This is a genomic window from Carnobacterium sp. ISL-102, from assembly GCF_018612935.1.
GTDB lineage: Bacteria > Bacillota > Bacilli > Lactobacillales > Carnobacteriaceae > Carnobacterium_B > Carnobacterium_B alterfunditum.
In genome coordinates, this window is record NZ_JAGGRF010000028.1 from 1 (window position 1) to 18,651 (window position 18,651).

Sequence of the window (18,651 nt, forward strand, 5' to 3'; positions counted from 1 at the left end):
CGTTATTTTATTTTTTTCTTTGTTTTAGTCATGTGAATTCATCCTTGTCTATTGAGAGTTAGTGGTAACTTCAATATAACATGAAATTCACGTGGCGTTTTTTTTAGTTAGCGGTGGCTAACTTCATTATAAAATCCGCCATCAAACAATTTATCTACAATCGTAAAAAATAATATAACAGTTTTTATTTTATTAAGTGGACTAGGTTTGTTGTTTGATTCTAGAATATAGAAGTTGCAATTGCTTACCCAAATAGTGGGTAGACTAGAATAAAGCACAGAGTGAAATGAGTAAAATTATAGTTAGTGGCTGGCTTCAAAATAATCAATGGTCTTAAAACTAGAAAGGAACTGATTTATGAAGAATAATAATGAAGGGAAAATTATAGATGCCATTAGCAAAGCCTATTCAGATCCAGAAATAAAAAAAGATAGTGAATTTTCTCAAGCATTATTTGACTATGCTAAAAAGATTTCTGATGGGGATGATTATAGACTTGTTTGTGTAAAATTAAGTAGAAAAATCAACTCTTACTTAATGGCTAACAAGTTTAGATCTCCCCAGACCGTAACTGATTTAAACGCGATTATTGGCAAAGAAGTTGCGAATTACAGAGGAGCTTCTTCTGTTAGTATGTGGGGCTCTAATCTCTTCTAATAAACTTTGATTATCCTAATTTATCAGAAAAACAATACAATAGTATGAATTAAAATCCCAAACGAAAATTTGATAGCGTCTCACTAATTTCATCTTCATTGATCCCAATATAACGCTTCGTGATTTTCTCGCTACTATGACCGAATATTTCCATTAGTGGTGCCGCGTCTTTGATTTTCTTGTAATAGTGGTAACCGAATGTCTTTCGAAGCATAGATGTGAAGATAGTTTTATTTCCTAATAAATTTTAAGACAGGCGCTTTGGTTAATTTAATTTTATGTTAAGTAAGTAATTATTATATAAATTAACCAACTCCCAAACTGAATACATTTTTCATTTGAAACTGATTCTGACCCCTAAATGTTAGAGTGAAATTTAAACTTTGGAGGTCGCTACCTATAGGGTCTGTTTTAAGTTGAGAAAAGTTCCTTTTCTTTGAAAGCGCATACTTCATGACCTATAATAGGGTTACAGTTGTGAAGTGAAAAATAAAAAGTAAAGGAGCATAATTATGAATTCGAAATATGGGAAACTATTTGAAGAAGTGACGTTCAATAATGGTGTAAAGCTAGACACACGTTTTGCGATGGCTCCAATGGTAGTAGACGGTTCTTCCCCAGAAGGAGATGTAACAGAAGAAGATATCAAATACTTTGAAAGGCGCGCAAATTCAGCCTCTCTATTAATCTCAGGTGCCGCTGCAGTAACTGAATATGGGAATGCATTTGGTTATGCATTAGGGATTTACCGCGATGAGCAATTGGATGGATTGACTCAATTGGCCACGACTATGAAATCGAAAGGGAATAAAGCAATTTGCCAAATTTTTCATCCAGGTCGGGAAGCAAAAGTTACATTCCAGCAGCACGGTATGGTGTATGGTCCAAGTTCAATGGATTTTGACTTTTTAGATTATCCGATTACCGGATTAACCGAAGAGCAGGTCGAAGAGGTAATTGATCAGTATGTGAAGGCGGCAGGGCGGGCAATAGATGCAGGGTTTGACGGCGTGGAAATTCATGGTGCAAACCACTACCTAATCCAGCAGTTCTTCTCAGAAATATCCAACAAGCGAAATGATAAGTGGGGAGGCAGACTTGAAAACCGTGCCGCCTTTGGGATAGAAATTACAAAACGAGTGAAAGATTTAGTAACGAAACGTGGCAAAAATGATTTCATTATCGGCTACCGGATTAGCCCGGAAGAAATCCATGGTAATAAAGCAGGATATACACTAGACGACTCTCTCTATCTAATTGATAAGATAGCTGATTTAGGGATTGATTATGTTCACTCCTCCTTATGGGGGGCAGAAGCTTATAAATCGAAAGCCTTAATGGGAGATCATGAAGGTGAAATTATTAACCAAGTAATCCATGAATTGCTTGCTGGCAGAACCAAACTAATTGTAGTGGGTGACATATTAACTGCCGATGCAGCCTTGGATGCTCTAAACTATACAGATATCATTGCCTTGGCTTCGGCGGTTCTTATGGATCCTGAGATAAAGCAGAAAATTGAAAATGGTCAAGAAGAGACGATCAATTTTGATGTAACCGATCGTTATGATGAGTTGGCATTACCGAAACATTTCCCTATCATGCTACCAGCGGTTAATGCGAACGGACATATCCCGCAAGCAACGTTTGACTATATTAAAGCGGTACTGCTTGAAGAAGATAGAAAGTACACTTTGGAAAATAAAAATCTATAATATCTATTTTAGATAAAAGTATTCCCACGGTTTCGCTCAAATAAATTTCTGATAATCAACCAAAGTATAGTAATCAAAAATAAGGGATTGTCATTTTAATTATGCAACCCCTTATTTTGATTAGTATATTTTTATTTAAAATCGTATTTAAGTCTATAAATTAAAGGTTTTAAGTACTGTAATTTACAGTACTTAATATATTAATTTAGTAAAGATATAAGGGAGAGGATCTCATTGGAGCCTATAAAAAATTCATTTTTAATTTAACTTAAAAAACAAAAAAACTAATCTGAAATTCAATAAAGTCTCACTAATTTCATCTTCATTAATCCCAATATAACGCTTCGTGATTTTCTCGCTGCTGGGACCGAATATTCCCATCAGAGTAGCTATTATTTGGTTTTCTTGTATAAGTAGTAGCCAAATGTCTTGCACAGCGTGTGTGTACCAATATCGTCCCTTCCTAGTAGAGTGGCTACCTTTTGAAACATTTGTTAGACCGCATTAACTCCCAAGTGTCCGCCTTTAGTACTGGGAAACAAGTAATCCTCTGGATCTAAGTCTTTTCTGTACTCTTGAATAAAGTATTGCAGACTACTCAAATACAAAATACGGGTTTTTCCTGTTTTTTTCTCTACGATTCAGGGATTTTTTAAGGAAAGCAGGTGTTTTTTATTTAATTTAATAATATCTGACATATGTAAACTGCTATTAATGCCAATCAAGAACAGAAAAACATCTCGAACCTCATTTTTATTGCGTCTTAAACAGAATGAAAAGTCGTTTATTTCTTGTTGCGTATTTAATGGTTAGACGTTATAACTAATTTAAAAGCCCTCTCATCTAACAAAAGCGATATATGATTTAGTTAAAAAAATACATAATCATGTATTATAGACCATTATAAAAAAGAACCCTATAGAGACAGGGCTCCCGATACACATTTTTATACAATTTCATGTATTTAATAAAATACAACTTTATATTATTAAAAGTATTTTTTTAAATTTCTAAAGATAATTTGTCCCATATCGTCTTCCATTGTTTACTTGTAACCCTCTCAATATACGATGAACTAAGATAGCTATCAGTTTGATAAAGCGGTGTAGGTTTTAACTTCCTTACTGGGATAGGACATCAATCTCTGCCTCTTCTGGATTATCGGACACGATTTCGATATTCAAGCGATGGGGCAAGTTAAGGATGGTTTGTCCAGGATCTTGAATCCAGCCTGTCCGCACGGCGATTTGCCGGGGGCTGTTATCTTCCTTGTTACGAATCCGCTCCCCATCAATTTCGATAATATTATACTTCCCGGGAGCCGGATAATAGGTGATCAGCTGGTTTTCCTCATTTTCTGTCAGGAGGAAACGGTCTACTTCCTCTCCATTGATAGAAATCACTGCATATAGCTTGCTCGCTTCATTTTGCGTATTTTGTACTGCAAAGGTGACCGTTGATAACACAGAAACAATAATCAGCAGGGAGACAATAATAATGGTAAAAGGTTTTACACTTTTTAGATATTTTTTAATCGGGATTGCCCTCCACTTCTCTTATCTGGAAACTTTTTCTAGTTCACTCCAAATGTTTTCTTCTCTTCAAGTACTCTTCTTCCGTGATTTTTCCTCTAGCGAATTCTTTTTGAAGAAGTTCCAGTGGGGTCTCTTTTCCACATCATCCAACCCCTTCCTTTTTGAGTCGCCAACCTTCTAAATAGTAGGATTTAATGGGGTAATCCCTTCTGCGGTATATCCAAATCCCAATGGCAACAATAAATAGAATCAAAGATGGCCCTTGTGACACCCGGAGTAAATCACCAATCTATAAGCTGTCGATTCGCATGCCTTCTATAAAAAATCTTCCTACTGAATACCAGATCACATAGCTAAGAGTCACTTCACCTTGCCACAATAAATCTTTGCGGTTCCGTAGAGCAATGATCACACCGATTAACCTGTATCAATATAACAATGAATTATGTGGAATTTATGGAGTTATTTAATCTACATAATTTTTCTTTATTATCGCTATAGAAAGGTAGGGAAATATCTGTCAATTTCATAGTTAAAATAGGATTTTCAATTATTTTCTTATCTTATCGATAGTCAATATGGAATACGGTCTTAAAGGACTGAATAATCCTACTTAAAGTAAAATTCTCAAGCAATATTTTTAGGTGTTTATATTTCCATAAGAGCAATAGCAAATATATTATTACTCATGGTTTCACGAAAAAAACATAAAAAACCCCTTCAAGAGAAAGTACTAAATCAAAAGAGTATCGTAAAGACTACCTAAAAAGAAAGGGTGAAACCGATGGAAAATAAATTAAAACACTACTTTGATACCCAAATGGGCGTCCCAGAATTTGCTGAAGCATGGAAAGAAACGGAAGCTAGCTATCAAGCTGCAAACATTCTTTTAAGAATTAGAGAAGAAAAACGGTTAACTAAATCTGAATTAACGATTCTAACTGGAAAAAAACAATCTTATATTTTTCGAGTAGAAAAAGGAACACAAAATATTAGTGTACAAACATTAAGTGATATTGTGGAATCTGTAGGCTTAAAGCTGAAACTGGAAGTTGTCGTTTAAATTGCTGAACTTCCTAAAAGCGGCCTATACAAAAAAGTGATTCGTTAGGTAATTAATTCAAGATAGCCCTTTTTTTATTTGCTTCTTGAGCTGTTCACAATAAATAAAAATAGTAGGTTAATCTATTTTTAAACCGATTAATTGACTTCTAATGTTCTTTCAATTAGAGTTAATTGACAGACATGGAATGCGCTTACTTTGCTGTTTGAGAGTTCTTTTTATACTATATAAGAGAGGATGGATTTATTATGAGCAAAGATTTATTGAAGAAGTTACGATTAGGTTTAATTTCGTTCGCAGCCATTGGATTGTTAGCAGGATGTGCAACAGAGAACAATACTGATGAGGATACAATGAGTGATGATACAGCTATGGAAGAATCTGTTGAAGCTAAAGAAGATGTTGTCGGTATTGCACAAGGTAATCCTGATTTTAGTATTTTAGTATCTGCTCTTCAAAAAGCAGAACTTGTTGAAACTCTTCAAGGTGAGGGTCCTTTTACAGTGTTTGCACCGACTAACGCTGCATTTGAAAAACTGTTAGGTGAATTAGATATTACAGCTGATGAATTACTCGCACAACCTGATTTAGCAAAAGTTCTTACGTACCATGTCGTTCCTGGTAAAGTTTTAGCTGCTGATTTAACAGATGGAATGGAAGCAGAAACAGTTAACGGAGAAGAATTAATGTTTGATTTTTCAGGAGATCCAATGGTTAACGATTCTATGATTACTCAAACAGATATTGAAGCAACAAACGGCGTTGTACACTCGATTGATACCGTTTTGGTTCCTTCTGATTTTGAATTACAAGAAGTGGCAGAGTAATAAACTGAAAATTTTTTTAAATGTAATAAAATCAGACTATAGTAATAAAAAGAACTAAACTCTCAAACAGTTTAAAAAGAAAAAAAATTATAAAATTGAATAAAAAGCAACTCACCAATTAACTTATGAACTTTCATATTCGTTAATGCAGTACCCACGAAAAAAGCCACTCCTATTCACTTAGGTGTGGCTTTTTTCGTGGGTGCTGATGCACTGTCTCAAAGTGTTGTATAATTAAGAGAATAAGTAGTACAACACATGCACCCATTAGTTATCTCAGCGGAAAGCTGACCGGTTTTTAGCCTCGCAGAGCTCACACTTTACTGGAATTTTAAAGAGAAAAAAGAATCTTAATAAATCAAGGTCTACGATACATGATTTTATCCAATTTCATGTATTCAAATAATAAAAAAAGGAGTGGTGCTTCTTGTCAAAAGGATTTCTTCATCATATTGAGCTCTATGTTTCTGATTTAAAAAAATCTAACGATTTTTGGGGATGGTTTCTTGAGGATTTAGGATATCATTCTTTTCAAAAATGGGAAAATGGACAAAGTTGGAAATTAGAAGAGACTTACATTGTTTTTGTCCAAGTACAAGAGTCTTTCTCAGATAATTCGTACCATAGAAAAAACGTAGGGTTAAATCATTTAGCTTTTCATGCGAGTTCACGACAACACGTAGATGATATGACTCAAAAACTAACAAACAAAGGAATTCCTATTCTTTACACAAAACAACACCCATTTTCCGGAGGTGGAAATCATTACGCTGTGTACTTTGAAGATCCAGATAGGATAAAAGTAGAACTTGTAGCTCCTGAACTATCTAAATAAATATATGTACTCTCGATTTAAAGTCTACCCAGAATAAACACTTATCAAATATTGATCTGATTGATTTTTAGCTGTCTATTATAAGTGTCGATTAAGATATCCAGGTTTACTAAATTAAAAAGTCGTGTATATAGACCCTTGATTTAATAAGGTTTTACATACACGACTTTAAAAAAATTCATAGATTATATAAAAAGCTACTTTATTAATAAGGTAGTAAGGAAATAGTCTGCAGTTTCACGGTCATCTTCTTGATAACGTAAACGGAATCTTGATTTATCAGGGACTCTAGACACTTATTGTTATTAAATTTCATGATAGTTATTAAAACTATAGTGTAACTACTATTAATTAGATAGGCACACTGATATACTATTCTGATTAACTCAAAATTGTAACTTGAAATTCTTAGGAGTGTAAGCATGAAAAGATTTTTTAAATGGGTAGAAAATCGAAGTGAAGAAAAAGAAATTAGGACCACTTTTGGTACTTTAGCGGGTAAGGTAGGTTTACTTTCTAACTTCCTATTATTTGCAATGAAATTGATGATTGGTTTATTTTCAGGGAGTGTTTCAATTATAGCTGATGCAATGAATAATTTATCAGATTCAGCTTCTTCAGTTTTAACACTGATTGGATTCCGAATAGCTGCTAAGCCAGCAGATAAAAAACATCCTTATGGTCATCAGCGATCAGAATACATTACAGGTATGATTATTTCTTTCATTATCTTGTTTGTGGGTGGACAATTTCTCATAACGTCAATTAAACGTATTTTGCAACCAGAAAGCTTGCAAACATCTTCTGTAATGTTCGTAATTTTGATTTTATCAATAGGTATCAAAGTCGCTCAAGGTTACTTTTATCAAGAAACAGCTCGACATATCAAATCTAAAACATTGTTGGCTAGTGCAAAAGACAGCTTTAACGATGTTTATACAACACTTACCGTATTCGTATCTGCTGGAATTGAGCATTTTACCGGCTGGCAAATCGATGGTTATACAGGGGTAATAATTGCTATCTTTATTCTTTTCAGCGGTGCTCAAATGATTAGCGGATTCATTAATGTTTTATTAGGAGACCGTCCAAATGAAGAAGAACTCAAATTAATAACGGATCATTTAGACAATCAGCAATTAATCATTGGCTACCATGACTTACTGATCCATAATTATGGCCCTGAGAAAAAATTTGCAACTGTTCATATTGAAATTGACGATAGGTGGAATCTAAATCGATCTCATAAAGTGCTCACTGGGATTGAAAAAGAATTTAAAAATAAATTAAAAATTAATTTAGTTTGTCACTTGGATCCAATTGCCGTTCGTAGTGAAGAACAACAAAAGGTATATAAACTTGTTAAAGAACTATTAAATTCCTATGAATTAAACTTACAATTACATGATTTTAGACTTGAAAATAAAGATGATCTACCTTTAATTCAATTCGACGTTGTCGTTCCAGAAAACATATCATTGACAAATGAACAGCTTTTAATCGGAATTGAAAAAGACATTAATCAAAAAATAGGCTCATATGCAATTGAACTCGTTTTTGATAGGACCTATTTATTGAAAAAATAAAAAGAAAATAACATTTTTTTAGATATTGTTTTATGTTTCAAGTGATTAACTCATTAGTTGTTGGGCCTATTTTAACCCTGACTATTTTATGCGAATCTGTTCAACCCAAAGACCGAACTTATTAATAATCTGATTTGTCAAATTAAGCTAGACAAAAAGGTGTTTACTGGCATTTAATGGATGCTTACTTTCTATCGAATTCAATTTTTAATCTTCGTAGCTATGTCATAACATCGATTTTTTGATTAGGCAAATTTAAACTAGACAATTAAAAAAGTTAATTAATAGATCACATCGTATTTATTTGATTTTTGCTAATAATTCACGACATAAACTAGTTCTATTAATTGACAAATAAATGAGCAGCTATTAAGATTTGCGTAAGGGTTATCAAAATAAAAATGGTATGTTAAAAATTGAGAGATATAAAGAAACCAATTTAGTGAATTTGGAAAAGCATGTTAACTAACTAGTATTTTATTTATAAGACAATACGAGATGAATGGAGGGAGAAAAATGAAATTTGAAGATATGAAAGGTGTGATTAAAAAAGGAGAATTTTCAGTTGAAAGTATTGAAAATTTATATGGTGATTATTATACCGTTAAGCTTAAAAACGATTCTGACATAACCTGGGTGCCAGGCGAGCACGGTATTTTTACTTTGCCAGGTAAAAAGATTGAAGGAAGAAAGTTCCGCCTTTTTTCAGTAGCCTCTATACCAGAAGAAGGGTTTATTTTAGTCGGTACACGGACTGGAAAAGAAATCAGTAGTTTTAAAAAAACGTTTTTAGCGATGGAGCCTAATGAAAAAGTTACATTACGTGGACCGTTCGGTTGGTTTAAGATTCAGGATGAAACCTCTCCAATTGTCATATTCGCAGGTGGCGTCGGCATAACACCAATCCGAGCATTGTTGAAGCAAATGGAGTTCAATACTGATCGACCAATAGAAGTAGTTTATTCAGCATCAGGATACCATTTATTTGGAGATGAAATCGAAAACATGGCAATGAACAATCCAATGATCCAGTTATATAAAATGGCTTCACGAGAAGAAACAGCTATAAAATTAGATGAATTAGTTGATCACTATGGCAATGCAGCTTATTACTATAACTCAGGGTCACCTGCTGTGTTGAGGTCAGTAAAAAAACGATATAGGGAAAAAGGAATCAAGAAAAATCGTATTATTTCGGATTTATTGCTAGGAGCTAAGTGACATTTAATAAAAGTACCGATAGATTTAAACGTAATGTATTTTCGTCATTTTTTATAATGAAGCACTCATTAGTGCTATTGAAGGCTGTGATGGATCAAAGTGTCCTATATAGTTAAAGCACAAATGAGTGAAACACTGAAAAGAAAAAGACAATATAAGTTCGAAAAAGTTTTATAAGACGGTATAGAAAAGTATAATGACGCTCTTAAACAGTTAGTAAATAAATAATCAGGAAGAAAAGGACAATATCAAGAATGGAACCATTTTTTTAAATAGAAGTATGAACACAAAAAATGAAATCTGATTGAATGAGATCCATTTATACAAAAAAGAAAATCCTTTTTGTTTACAAATTATTTTTTATGTGATAAATTAGATAACAATTAGAAAATGAATAGAAATACATAAGCTTTGAAAAGAAAGAGTAAGTACAGGATGTTTGTCAGAGAGTGTGCGGTTGGTGAGAGCACATAAACAAATGTATTGAACACATCTTTGAGCTAATCGGTGAAACCATTTTGGGAATAGCTGGATTCGGGAATCGCACCCGTTACAGTGCAAAAGTATGATAGTACTTTCTGAGTTTGATACTGTGAAGTATCAATAAATTGAGGTGGAACCACGTGAGGAAACTCCCGTCCTCTAGCATTATTGCTAGAGGACGGGAGTTTTTTTGTTTTCGGCTGAATGTTTTGCAAGATAAATTAAGTTTATATTTTTTAGTGTTGATAAATCAGTTGGATCACTCACCTGAAATTTTTGGAGGAATAGGGTTGCTTGTAGCCGTGTAAAGGATTCAATGAGAATTATAAAACGTTAACGCTTCAGCGATTACGGTTTGTTTGAAGCTTGAAAGCTTGAAGACTTCTTTTCAGGCTTCAGGCGTTCCCATGGCCCCACAAGCAAACCCGTCCATTCCAGAAGAAATTTCATTTTGAAGAATCCACACCCGTTGACCTAGAGTCAATAAATTATGGATTCGAAATTTTGAAAAATAGAGGAGGAATACAAGATGAAGAAAAAATCAATTAGCTTTTGGATGGTTGCTGCATTAAGGGCGGTACTTATGGGTGTCACAGTTTGCGGAACAGGTTAGGATACAAGTTCAGCGAATGAGACAAGCCAATTAGAAGAAATTCAAGAAAAAGGAAAATTTGATGGTGCAACAAAACCTTACTTTTCCTCATATCCTTAAAATTCTTCAAAAGATGAAAAGTAACGTCCGATGTCTTTTGCTTGATGAGCATCAGAACCTGTTTCATAATTCAGTCCAATTTTTTTGGCATACATCATCATGTCGGCGTTTGGATAAGTCTTCTTATAAAGGGGCTTATCCATTCCAGAAAAATTATAGTCTAATCGGTAATGATTCATTTTAGCTAGATCCATTAATGCTTCCCACTGTATAGAATCTTCAACTGTATAAGCTTTTTGGAATTTATGAATCAAGTTCAGATGGCCAATCTTTTTAGGTGTCCATTCGCCGAAAGGAAGAGACAGTGCTTTGGTTAGCGTTTCTTCATAACGACGGTACATTGTTTCAAAGCCGATGGATGTTCCTTTTTGGATAAAAGAATCACTGTCATAGTCGATGCAGAAATAGTCATTGGGTTTTAATTGAAGAAAGTGAACACTCAATATCGAATATTTAATGCATTCCGGATACTTTTTCAAAAAATCAATTGTCTCTTTTTCATGACCTTCAATATAATCTACTTCGAATCCGATATGGATACGAATCATTTCCGCATACTTGTATTGCATATCTTTCAAGGTACTTATATAGCGTTCCACATCTTCCATTCTCATAGCGCTGTCCTTTGTTGGAACAGAGTCTTTGATTGGCAAAGGTGCGTGTTCGGTAAAGGTCAATTCTTTCAATCCCTTTAATATTGCTTCTTCTATATACATTTCTATCGAATCAGACGAGGCATGTGGGCAATAATTTGTATGGATATGATTGTCTCTTTTCATTTTTTTCTCCTTTTTAAAAAGTAAAATTAAAAAATTTAAGATATTCCTATTTAGCTATAGTACCATGCCTTTAAAATTGGATGAAATAGTTTCTCATTTAGAGAAGAGAATTAGTAAAATAAATTAAATAAAATAGGAGTGAGACAACTATGAATCAAATCAGGATGAACCAGGACTTAATGAAAATAAAGCAGCAAGAGATGGGATTTCTGAATCATTTTCAGCAACGTAATTATGAGTTGATTGATTTAGGGCTAGTCGAATCCTTTCAATGGAAGGATTTATCTCAAGATGATTTACATTTGATGGAACGTCGGCATAAATGGGAAAGAAACGGCACATTGTTTGCTTTACGTAGCGACTGGACGAATGCAATTGTGCGCTACCGTAAGAAGTACCAGTTACATGCTGATAAGATTGCTTATGTTGGATCGGTTTATACAGTTGATAGTGAGCGCAAACAACTGGGGGTCGAGATCTTTTCAGCGGATGTGAAGGAACAGTTTAAGGTTTTGGAGGATATGATTTGTTTCTTGCAACAGGAACTGCATACGACACTTTCAGTAGGAGTCATCAGTCATAACATGTTATTAAAAAAACTTTTAAACAAAGATGAACATGAGGATGAATTGGTTCAGCAATACATTAGGGACAGAAACTATGATGCATTGGGTTCTCGTTTAGGGAAAGACCATCTGTTAGTTAGGTTGATGAAAGAAGCCCCTGCTGATCAAGGGGACTATTTAAAGAAACACTTTCCTGAATTAGCGGATCAATTAAAGGAAATCGAGCAGTGGCAAGATCAATTAGATTCATTGGGAGTCGAGTATGTTTATTCTGATTTATTAGCTGTCCCTGTGCAATCTTATTACAAAGGAATTTTTATCCACGTTTATGAAAAAAATGCAGTGAATCCCATTGGATCTGGAGGACAGTATACGAGTTCTTCAAAAGCTTTCGGAATGGCGATAACAATTTAAGGGGAGTGTCAGCATGATAACAATTGCTTTATCAAAAGGAAGACAACTGAAAGATTTCATCAACTACCTTGATTCCATTCAGTTGACTGAATGGTCAACTGCATTGAAATCAGTATCAAGAGAGCTAGTCGTCCTTATAGAAGATATTCGGTTTTTGCTTGTTAAAGGAGAAGATGTTCCAGTTTATGTGGAAGAGGGGATAGCCGATTTAGGAATAACCGGGAGTGATGTATTGTTTGAACAAAATCGAACGCTTAATAACTTAATGAACTTACCATTTGGTTATTGTCATTTTGCTTTGGCCAGCAAGCATCCTCAGAACGAGTATCCAATAGTGGCAACTAAGTATGTACACTACACGCAGCGTTATTTTGATACCATCATGCAACCCGTCAAAATTATTGCCTTGAAAGGTTCCGTTGAATTGGCTGCGACGATCGACATGGCGGATGCTATCATGGATATCGTTCAATCCGGGACCACTTTGCGTGAAAATGGGTTGAGCGAACAAGTAAGACTAGACGAGATAAATGCTCGCCTTATCTCCAACAAACATGCCTATTTTTCAAAGTATGAGGAAATCCAAAAAATTATTAATGTATTGAAGGTGAATTGATGTATACAGCAGAAGAATTTAAAAACAAGTATAAATCTGCAAATCAGACCGATCTTTCCAAGGCTAAAGCGGTAATGGATATCATCCATGAAGTTCAGGAAAGAAGGGATGACGCACTTATTGATTACGCTAGACAATTTGATGGAGTAGAATTGGATTCGGATCAGCTGGAAGTTCCAATTGCGGAAATGAGAAAAGCTTACAATGAATTGGACAGCGAACTGCGCGATGCATTGGAAGAAGCGTATAAACAAATCTATAAGTATCAAGAGTCCATTAAATGGTCAACCATGCCGAAGTCAGAACTTTATCAAAATATTCAGCCGTTAAATCGAATAGGGATTTATGTGCCTGGTGGAAAAGCAAGTTATCCGTCAACGGTATTGATGACAGCCACCTTAGCTAATGTAGCTGGAGTGAGAGAAACAATCATTGTCACTCCTCCTCAACCGGGCGGAATCAATAAGACTACATTAGCTGCCTGCTTTATTGCCCAAGTCGATCATGTCTATCAATCAGGTGGAGCTCAGGGCATAGCTGCAATGGCTTACGGAACTGAAACGATTCCAAAGGTTGATAAAATAGTAGGTCCCGGAAACCAGTACGTAGCGTTGGCAAAGAAACTGGTATATGGCGATGTCGGAATTGATTCTATTGCAGGACCTTCCGAAATCGTTTTGGTAGTGGATGAGACTGCTAACGAAGAATGGGTAGCCTTGGATGTGCTGGCTCAGGCTGAACACGATGAGATGGCTCGTACATTTTTAATCAGTACTAATAAAGAAAAGTTGACCGCTATTAAATCAGAAATTGACAAGCAAAAACTGAAGCAAAGCCGGTTAAGTGTCATCAACGGAAGTCTGAAAGACCATCACTATCCAATTTTGACTAGTGGCAAACGAGAAACTATTGAAATCGTGAACCTGATTGCTGGAGAGCATGTATCCATTCAGACAAAGAACGCTGAAGAGTACATTTCTGAAATAAAAACAGCGGGAGCTCTTTTTATTGGTCCGTATTCACCAGAAGCAATCGGGGACTATGTTGCAGGTCCTAGTCATGTTCTGCCAACCAATGGAAATGCTCGATTTGCCAATGGATTGACGGTGAACGACTTTCTGCGAACCAATTCTGTGATCCAGTTGAAAAAAGAGACGTTCCAAAAAATGGCTCCTTTCGGCATGCGTATTGCAAAGGAAGAAGAATTACAAGCGCACCATGATTCTCTTGCTGTCAGGTGGAAGGAGGAAGAAAAATGATTCGTATCCACAAAAATGAAAGTCCGTACCGTTCATTGACAGATGAAGAATTGCAAGAAATTGTGCTAAAAACGCCTTTCAATCAATATGGGGATGATGAGTACAAACATCTGGCGAAGGTGTACGCAGAATTATATGGACTGGATCCTGAATTGGTCAGTTTCGCCAATGGCTCAGATGAATGGATCCAAAAATGTATGATGGTTCTAGGAACGGGTCCTGTAATGACTTTTGAGCCAGATTTTTCAATGTACGAAGAATACGCCAAACAATTGAAGCGTCCTATCCATAAGGTGGAGTGTAACGAGGATGGATCATTTGATTATGCAAGTACACTTGTACAGATGGAAAAAATCAAACCATCATTTTTCATCTTTTCCCAGCCGAACAATCCGCTTGGTATGCTTCATCCAGATGGATTTGCCCAGGCTGCGGCGGATTTGATGCAAGAACTGAATGGGTATTTGATTATCGATGAAGCTTATATGGACTTCGCGGAACAACAATCCGTTCGTCCAGTAGGGGAGCATGTTATTGTCATGCAGACACTTTCCAAAATATATGGTTTGGCGGGTTTGCGCATCGGAATAGTGACCAGCAGTTCGGCAACGATGACTTTGTTGAATTCGGTCGCTCACCCTTATCCGATAAATACTTTATCTATTAATATAGCCGCATACTTATTCGAAAATACAACTAAACTGGAAACCTTTATGAACCATCAAAGAAAGTTAGCTGGAAAATTGAAAGATATTTTTAAGAAAGAAGTCAGCGATGTGATGACTGTGCTACCAAGTCAAGCGAACTTCGTTTTTACTTACGGTGAAGTTGCCTTGGAATTAGGAAAGTACATTCAACAAAGCGGATTTCAGCCGAGAACATATCCTGATTCGTCCCATCCGTTGCTGCAGAAAGCTGTCCGCTATTCAATAGCGACAGATGAACAATTAACGCAACTTGAATCAATTATAAAAGAATGGAGAATAAGACTATGACAGTATTTATAGAACGCAATACCAAAGAAACAAAAATCAGGATGTCGTTGAAACAAGGTTTCGATCCGTCTAGCATTGAAACAGGAGTTGGTTTTTTAAATCATATGCTGAATTTATTTGCTTTTCACGGCCATTTTGTACTAAATTTGACAGTCGATGGGGATATAGATGTGGATGCTCATCATACGACTGAAGATGTTGGCATCGTATTGGGACAATTGTTGGCTGAATTGGGGAAAGAAAAAGAGCGTATGACACGCTATGGTACAGCTTATGTACCGATGGACGAAACATTGGCTCGATCAGTGACCGATATCAGCGGACGCCCATACTTGCACTTTGATGCAGATTTTTCAAAAGCGACTGTTGGAACGTTTGATGTGGAGCTGGTTAAAGAGTTTTTCTATGCGGTCGTCATTCATGCCCGATACACGACCCATCTTGATTTAATCAGGGGAGGAAATACGCACCATGAAATTGAGGCTTTGTTCAAAGCATTTGCCCAAAGTGTTCGGATAGCGCTGAGCGATTCAGGTGTCGACCGTCTACCCTCTTCTAAAGGAGTGATTGAATGATAGCGATCATGGATTATGGTTTGGGAAACATTGCTAATTTAACCAATGCCATCCGTTTTCTGGGCTATGAGGTAGAAGTAACCAAAGACGAAGATGCCCTTCGGCAGGCAGACACTATTATCCTGCCAGGTGTTGGACACTTTAAAGATGCGATGGAACGAATTCACGCACAAAAATTAGTTCCTTTATTGAATGAGTTAAAAGAAACCAAACGATTGGTGGGGATTTGCCTTGGCATGCAGTTGTTGTTTGAGCACAGTGAAGAAGGTAATGTCGACGGTCTTGGCTACCTGCCTGGTACAGTTGAAAGAATCATTAGCCCGCACCCTGTACCACATCTCGGATGGAATGCGTTGCACTCAACTCTTCCAAGTTTAAATGGTGATGTGTATTTCATTCATTCCTATAAAGCAGTCACCAAGGAAAATATTGTCGCTACAGCTGATTATGGGCAAGAAGTGGTAGCAATTGTGCAAAAAGATAACATTTTAGGTATTCAATTCCATCCTGAAAAAAGCGGAAAAATAGGATTGGCGATTTTAAATCAAGCACTTCAAGGAGGATTTGAATGATTGAGATATGGCCAGCAATCGATTTGATCGACAATAAAAGTGTCCGCCTGACAGAGGGGGATTATGCAACCAAAGAAGAAATGAAACGAACGCCTGAAGAAGCGATTGCTTTTTACACTCAATATCCTCAAGTCACACGTATCCACATTGTTGATTTGATGGGAGCGGTCAAGAAACAGCCAACTTCTAGCGCTTATATCGAGACACTCTTGAAAAAAAGTACCGTTCCGATAGAAATAGGTGGGGGGATCCGATCTGAAAAGACCATCTGGCATTACCTTGAAGCAGGAGCTTCTTATGTCATTGTTGGAACCAAAGGTCTTCATGATAGAGAATGGCTCGCCGAAATGACCACACGTTATCCCGGAAAGATTTACTTGGGACTTGATGCGAAAGGCGAGAAAGTCGCATTGAATGGCTGGACAGAAGTCAGTGAACAGACCATTTACGAGGTGGTCGAATCGGTAAATGATTTGCCTTTAGGAGGAATCATTTATACAGATATTACAAAAGATGGAAAAATGGGGGGTCCAAATGTGGAGTTGACCGGTGCATTAGCCAGGTTTTCCAAACACCCTATCACGGCTTCAGGCGGCATACGCAGTCTTGAAGATATCCAGAAATTAGAGAAATCTGGTGTTGCTGCAGCGATTGTTGGAAAAGCAGCCAACACGTATGCTTTCTGGGAGGGATTAGACGATGATTAAAAAACGGATCATTCCTTGCTTGGATGTAAAAGACGGCCAAGTGGTCAAGGGTATTCAATTTAAACAATTAAGAGAAATTGGCGATCCGGTTAAAATGGCGAAACAATACAATGCCCTCGGAGCGGATGAACTGGTCTTTTTGGATATTTCTGCAACGGAAACCGGACACGCACTCATGCTTGATGTCATCCGCAAGACAGCAAAGGAATTGTTTATTCCTTTAACTATCGGCGGTGGAATTAAAAATCTGGAAGACATCTCCCGGTTACTCAATGCAGGAGCGGATAAAGTCAGCTTGAATTCTGCTGCATTGGCAAATCCTTCGTTCATTAAAGAGGCTAGTGAGAAGTTTGGCTCGCAATGCATCTGTATTGCGATCGATGCACAATGGGAACCCGAAGAAGAAGACTGGTTCTGCTATACTCATGGCGGGAAAAAACAGACATCTAAGCGAACGCTCGAATGGGTAAAAGAAGTTGAGGCGTTAGGTGCTGGAGAACTACTGGTCACCAGTATGGATTACGATGGAATGAAACAAGGTTTTGATCATCGTCTATTAAGGTTAATTGAACAAGCCGTTCATATTCCTGTTATTGCTTCTGGAGGTGGCGGGAACGCTCAGCACTTTGCAGAGTTATTCAAAGAGACCAATGTATCTGCTGGATTGGCCGCTTCTATTTTCCATGATGAAGAAGTCTCGATTGCTGAAGTAAAAGACGGCTGTTCAAAGAAAGGAGTATCGATGCGTTATGTCTAATTACGATGATTTGAAGCCTGATTTTTCCAAAGGGTTATTGACGGTTATCTTGCAACATTACACGAATAAAAATGTCTTAATGGTTGGGTACATGAATGAAGAGGCTTTCGAAATGACAAAAAAAGAAGAAGTCGTTTGGTTTTATTCTAGAAGCAAAGAGAGGCTGTGGAAAAAAGGCGAAAGCAGTCAGAATGTCCAATATGTAAAAGAAATGTATTTGGATTGCGATCAAGATGCATTGCTCATAATGGTAAACCCAGCAGGCCCAACGTGTCACCGAAATACGGAAAGCTGTTTTGATGTCGCTCCAGCGTTTACGCTGAAAGATATCGAGCAAACGATTCAAGACCGGGAAAAAGAAAAAGCAGGAGATTCCTACACAAATTACCTGTTAACAGAAGGAATCGATAAAATAGCCAAAAAATTTGGTGAAGAAGCAGTTGAAGTCATCATTGCCGCAAAAAATGCAGACAAAAAAGAAACTGCCAATGAAACAGCTGACTTGTTGTACCACCTTGGAGTCTTGCTGCATGATCAAGGCATCGATGTTGATGATGTTGCCACAGTATTGGCAGAGCGCCATCAAAAAAGCAACAATTTTAAAGGTGAACGAAAAGATATAGACGTCTGGTAAATAGTAAGCACGCCGCAAAAAATTGAAAGAATTTTTTTAACCTAAATGAATCTCTTTTTGTAATTTCATTGAGTAATGAGTATTGCGGACCATTTGAGCCACTTGTGCGGAAAAGTGAGCCAGTGAATGCGGAATTTAGAGCC

The 18,651-nt window shown here is 36.5% G+C and carries 19 protein-coding genes, 3 pseudogenes and 1 other annotated feature; of the genes and pseudogenes, 17 read left to right on the forward strand and 5 right to left on the reverse strand.

Going from position 1 to position 18,651, the window contains the following annotated elements:
- The first annotated feature begins 357 nt into the window (after nt 1–357).
- Nucleotides 358–657, forward strand: coding sequence for a bacteriocin immunity protein (locus tag J7E16_RS08985; protein ID WP_214890988.1), 300 nt, complete (start codon nt 358–360; stop codon nt 655–657).
- A gap of 49 nt (nt 658–706) precedes the next feature.
- Here J7E16_RS08985 and J7E16_RS08990 read toward each other — a convergent pair.
- Nucleotides 707–877, reverse strand: a pseudogene (locus J7E16_RS08990) (tyrosine-type recombinase/integrase); the annotation flags it as partial.
- A 292-nt stretch (nt 878–1,169) separates the two neighbouring features.
- Between J7E16_RS08990 and J7E16_RS08995 the strand changes: the two are divergent.
- Nucleotides 1,170–2,372, forward strand: a complete 1,203-nt coding sequence (locus J7E16_RS08995; RefSeq protein WP_214890990.1) for an NADH-dependent flavin oxidoreductase — start codon at nt 1,170–1,172, stop codon at nt 2,370–2,372.
- Nucleotides 2,373–2,630: 258 nt separating this feature from the next.
- On the opposite strand, the pseudogene J7E16_RS09000 reads toward J7E16_RS08995, so the two are convergent.
- From J7E16_RS09000 to J7E16_RS09015, 3 genes and pseudogenes are all read right to left on the reverse strand, one after another.
- Nucleotides 2,631–3,160: pseudogene (locus J7E16_RS09000) on the reverse strand (tyrosine-type recombinase/integrase).
- Nucleotides 3,161–3,493: 333 nt separating this feature from the next.
- Nucleotides 3,494–3,913, reverse strand: coding sequence for a NusG domain II-containing protein (locus J7E16_RS09005; RefSeq protein ID WP_353049882.1), 420 nt, complete (start codon nt 3,911–3,913; stop codon nt 3,494–3,496).
- A gap of 136 nt (nt 3,914–4,049) precedes the next feature.
- Nucleotides 4,050–4,319, reverse strand: a pseudogene (locus tag J7E16_RS09015) (prolipoprotein diacylglyceryl transferase family protein); the annotation flags it as partial.
- A 194-nt stretch (nt 4,320–4,513) separates the two neighbouring features.
- Between J7E16_RS09015 and J7E16_RS11535 the strand changes: the two are divergent.
- The 6 genes from J7E16_RS11535 (at nt 4,514) to J7E16_RS09045 (ending at nt 9,439) form a co-directional block, all read left to right on the forward strand.
- Complete coding sequence (locus J7E16_RS11535; RefSeq protein WP_353049883.1) at nt 4,514–4,618, forward strand: type II toxin-antitoxin system RelE/ParE family toxin; 105 nt, start codon at nt 4,514–4,516, stop codon at nt 4,616–4,618.
- 73 nt (nt 4,619–4,691) lie between these two features.
- Nucleotides 4,692–4,970 carry a helix-turn-helix domain-containing protein gene (locus tag J7E16_RS09025; protein ID WP_214890992.1) on the forward strand — a complete coding sequence of 93 codons (279 nt, stop codon included), beginning with the start codon at nt 4,692–4,694 and terminating at the stop codon, nt 4,968–4,970.
- Nucleotides 4,971–5,218: 248 nt separating this feature from the next.
- Entirely contained in the window at nt 5,219–5,797 is a 579-nt protein-coding gene (locus J7E16_RS09030) for a fasciclin domain-containing protein (protein ID WP_214890994.1), read from the forward strand.
- Nucleotides 5,798–6,224: 427 nt separating this feature from the next.
- Complete coding sequence (locus J7E16_RS09035; RefSeq protein WP_214890996.1) at nt 6,225–6,632, forward strand: VOC family protein; 408 nt, start codon at nt 6,225–6,227, stop codon at nt 6,630–6,632.
- 422 nt (nt 6,633–7,054) lie between these two features.
- On the forward strand, nt 7,055–8,218 hold the full coding sequence (locus J7E16_RS09040) for a cation diffusion facilitator family transporter (protein ID WP_214890998.1): 1,164 nt from the start codon (nt 7,055–7,057) through the stop codon (nt 8,216–8,218).
- Nucleotides 8,219–8,734: 516 nt separating this feature from the next.
- A complete protein-coding gene (locus J7E16_RS09045; RefSeq protein ID WP_214891000.1) occupies nt 8,735–9,439 on the forward strand; it encodes an FAD-dependent oxidoreductase in 705 nt (234 codons plus the stop codon).
- A gap of 402 nt (nt 9,440–9,841) precedes the next feature.
- Nucleotides 9,842–10,085 (forward strand) — a binding site (T-box leader).
- A gap of 545 nt (nt 10,086–10,630) precedes the next feature.
- Here the strand turns inward: J7E16_RS09045 and hisJ are convergent.
- Entirely contained in the window at nt 10,631–11,413 is a 783-nt protein-coding gene (gene hisJ / locus J7E16_RS09050) for a histidinol-phosphatase HisJ (protein ID WP_214891002.1), read from the reverse strand.
- Nucleotides 11,414–11,562: 149 nt separating this feature from the next.
- Here hisJ and J7E16_RS09055 point away from each other — a divergent pair, with 149 nt between their 5' ends.
- From J7E16_RS09055 to hisIE, 9 genes are read left to right on the forward strand one after another with little or no spacing between them, the layout of a single operon-like run.
- Nucleotides 11,563–12,393 carry an ATP phosphoribosyltransferase regulatory subunit gene (locus tag J7E16_RS09055; RefSeq protein ID WP_214891004.1) on the forward strand — a complete coding sequence of 277 codons (831 nt, stop codon included), beginning with the start codon at nt 11,563–11,565 and terminating at the stop codon, nt 12,391–12,393.
- A gap of 13 nt (nt 12,394–12,406) precedes the next feature.
- Nucleotides 12,407–13,009: an ATP phosphoribosyltransferase gene (hisG, locus tag J7E16_RS09060; RefSeq protein WP_034546840.1), complete on the forward strand. Its 603-nt coding sequence runs from the start codon at nt 12,407–12,409 to the stop codon at nt 13,007–13,009.
- Nucleotides 13,009–14,268: a histidinol dehydrogenase gene (hisD, locus tag J7E16_RS09065; protein WP_214891006.1), complete on the forward strand. Its 1,260-nt coding sequence runs from the start codon at nt 13,009–13,011 to the stop codon at nt 14,266–14,268. Before hisG ends, hisD begins: the two co-directional genes overlap by 1 nt.
- Nucleotides 14,265–15,263, forward strand: coding sequence for an aminotransferase class I/II-fold pyridoxal phosphate-dependent enzyme (locus tag J7E16_RS09070; protein WP_214891008.1), 999 nt, complete (start codon nt 14,265–14,267; stop codon nt 15,261–15,263). The genes hisD and J7E16_RS09070 overlap by 4 nt, the downstream gene beginning before the upstream one ends.
- Entirely contained in the window at nt 15,260–15,838 is a 579-nt protein-coding gene (gene hisB, locus J7E16_RS09075; protein WP_214891010.1) for an imidazoleglycerol-phosphate dehydratase HisB, read from the forward strand. The genes J7E16_RS09070 and hisB overlap by 4 nt, the downstream gene beginning before the upstream one ends.
- Nucleotides 15,835–16,410 carry an imidazole glycerol phosphate synthase subunit HisH gene (hisH, locus tag J7E16_RS09080; RefSeq protein ID WP_214891012.1) on the forward strand — a complete coding sequence of 192 codons (576 nt, stop codon included), beginning with the start codon at nt 15,835–15,837 and terminating at the stop codon, nt 16,408–16,410. The genes hisB and hisH overlap by 4 nt, the downstream gene beginning before the upstream one ends.
- Nucleotides 16,407–17,117 (forward strand): 1-(5-phosphoribosyl)-5-((5-phosphoribosylamino)methylideneamino)imidazole-4-carboxamide isomerase, encoded by a 711-nt coding sequence (gene hisA, locus J7E16_RS09085; protein ID WP_251006144.1) that lies wholly within the window; start codon nt 16,407–16,409, stop codon nt 17,115–17,117. The genes hisH and hisA overlap by 4 nt, the downstream gene beginning before the upstream one ends.
- The gene (hisF, locus tag J7E16_RS09090) at nt 17,110–17,874 is read left to right on the forward strand and encodes an imidazole glycerol phosphate synthase subunit HisF (RefSeq protein ID WP_214891013.1); all 765 of its coding nucleotides are present in this window, start codon (nt 17,110–17,112) and stop codon (nt 17,872–17,874) included. Before hisA ends, hisF begins: the two co-directional genes overlap by 8 nt.
- On the forward strand, nt 17,867–18,508 hold the full coding sequence (gene hisIE / locus J7E16_RS09095) for a bifunctional phosphoribosyl-AMP cyclohydrolase/phosphoribosyl-ATP diphosphatase HisIE (protein ID WP_214891015.1): 642 nt from the start codon (nt 17,867–17,869) through the stop codon (nt 18,506–18,508). Before hisF ends, hisIE begins: the two co-directional genes overlap by 8 nt.
- Nucleotides 18,509–18,651 lie beyond the last annotated feature (143 nt).

What these genes read in the sequence shown, in the direction of transcription:
- J7E16_RS08985 (WP_214890988.1), top strand. Translation starts at nt 358, where the DNA reads ATGAAGAATAATAATGAAGGGAAAATTATAGATGCCATTAGCAAAGCC.
- J7E16_RS08995 (WP_214890990.1), top strand. Translation starts at nt 1,170, where the DNA reads ATGAATTCGAAATATGGGAAACTATTTGAAGAAGTGACGTTCAATAAT.
- J7E16_RS09025 (WP_214890992.1), top strand. Translation starts at nt 4,692, where the DNA reads ATGGAAAATAAATTAAAACACTACTTTGATACCCAAATGGGCGTCCCA.
- J7E16_RS09030 (WP_214890994.1), top strand. Translation starts at nt 5,219, where the DNA reads ATGAGCAAAGATTTATTGAAGAAGTTACGATTAGGTTTAATTTCGTTC.
- J7E16_RS09040 (WP_214890998.1), top strand. Translation starts at nt 7,055, where the DNA reads ATGAAAAGATTTTTTAAATGGGTAGAAAATCGAAGTGAAGAAAAAGAA.
- J7E16_RS09045 (WP_214891000.1), top strand. Translation starts at nt 8,735, where the DNA reads ATGAAATTTGAAGATATGAAAGGTGTGATTAAAAAAGGAGAATTTTCA.
- hisJ (WP_214891002.1), bottom strand. Translation starts at nt 11,413, where the DNA reads ATGAAAAGAGACAATCATATCCATACAAATTATTGCCCACATGCCTCG.
- J7E16_RS09055 (WP_214891004.1), top strand. Translation starts at nt 11,563, where the DNA reads ATGAATCAAATCAGGATGAACCAGGACTTAATGAAAATAAAGCAGCAA.
- hisG (WP_034546840.1), top strand. Translation starts at nt 12,407, where the DNA reads ATGATAACAATTGCTTTATCAAAAGGAAGACAACTGAAAGATTTCATC.
- hisD (WP_214891006.1), top strand. Translation starts at nt 13,009, where the DNA reads ATGTATACAGCAGAAGAATTTAAAAACAAGTATAAATCTGCAAATCAG.
- J7E16_RS09070 (WP_214891008.1), top strand. Translation starts at nt 14,265, where the DNA reads ATGATTCGTATCCACAAAAATGAAAGTCCGTACCGTTCATTGACAGAT.
- hisB (WP_214891010.1), top strand. Translation starts at nt 15,260, where the DNA reads ATGACAGTATTTATAGAACGCAATACCAAAGAAACAAAAATCAGGATG.
- hisH (WP_214891012.1), top strand. Translation starts at nt 15,835, where the DNA reads ATGATAGCGATCATGGATTATGGTTTGGGAAACATTGCTAATTTAACC.
- hisA (WP_251006144.1), top strand. Translation starts at nt 16,407, where the DNA reads ATGATTGAGATATGGCCAGCAATCGATTTGATCGACAATAAAAGTGTC.
- hisF (WP_214891013.1), top strand. Translation starts at nt 17,110, where the DNA reads ATGATTAAAAAACGGATCATTCCTTGCTTGGATGTAAAAGACGGCCAA.
- hisIE (WP_214891015.1), top strand. Translation starts at nt 17,867, where the DNA reads ATGTCTAATTACGATGATTTGAAGCCTGATTTTTCCAAAGGGTTATTG.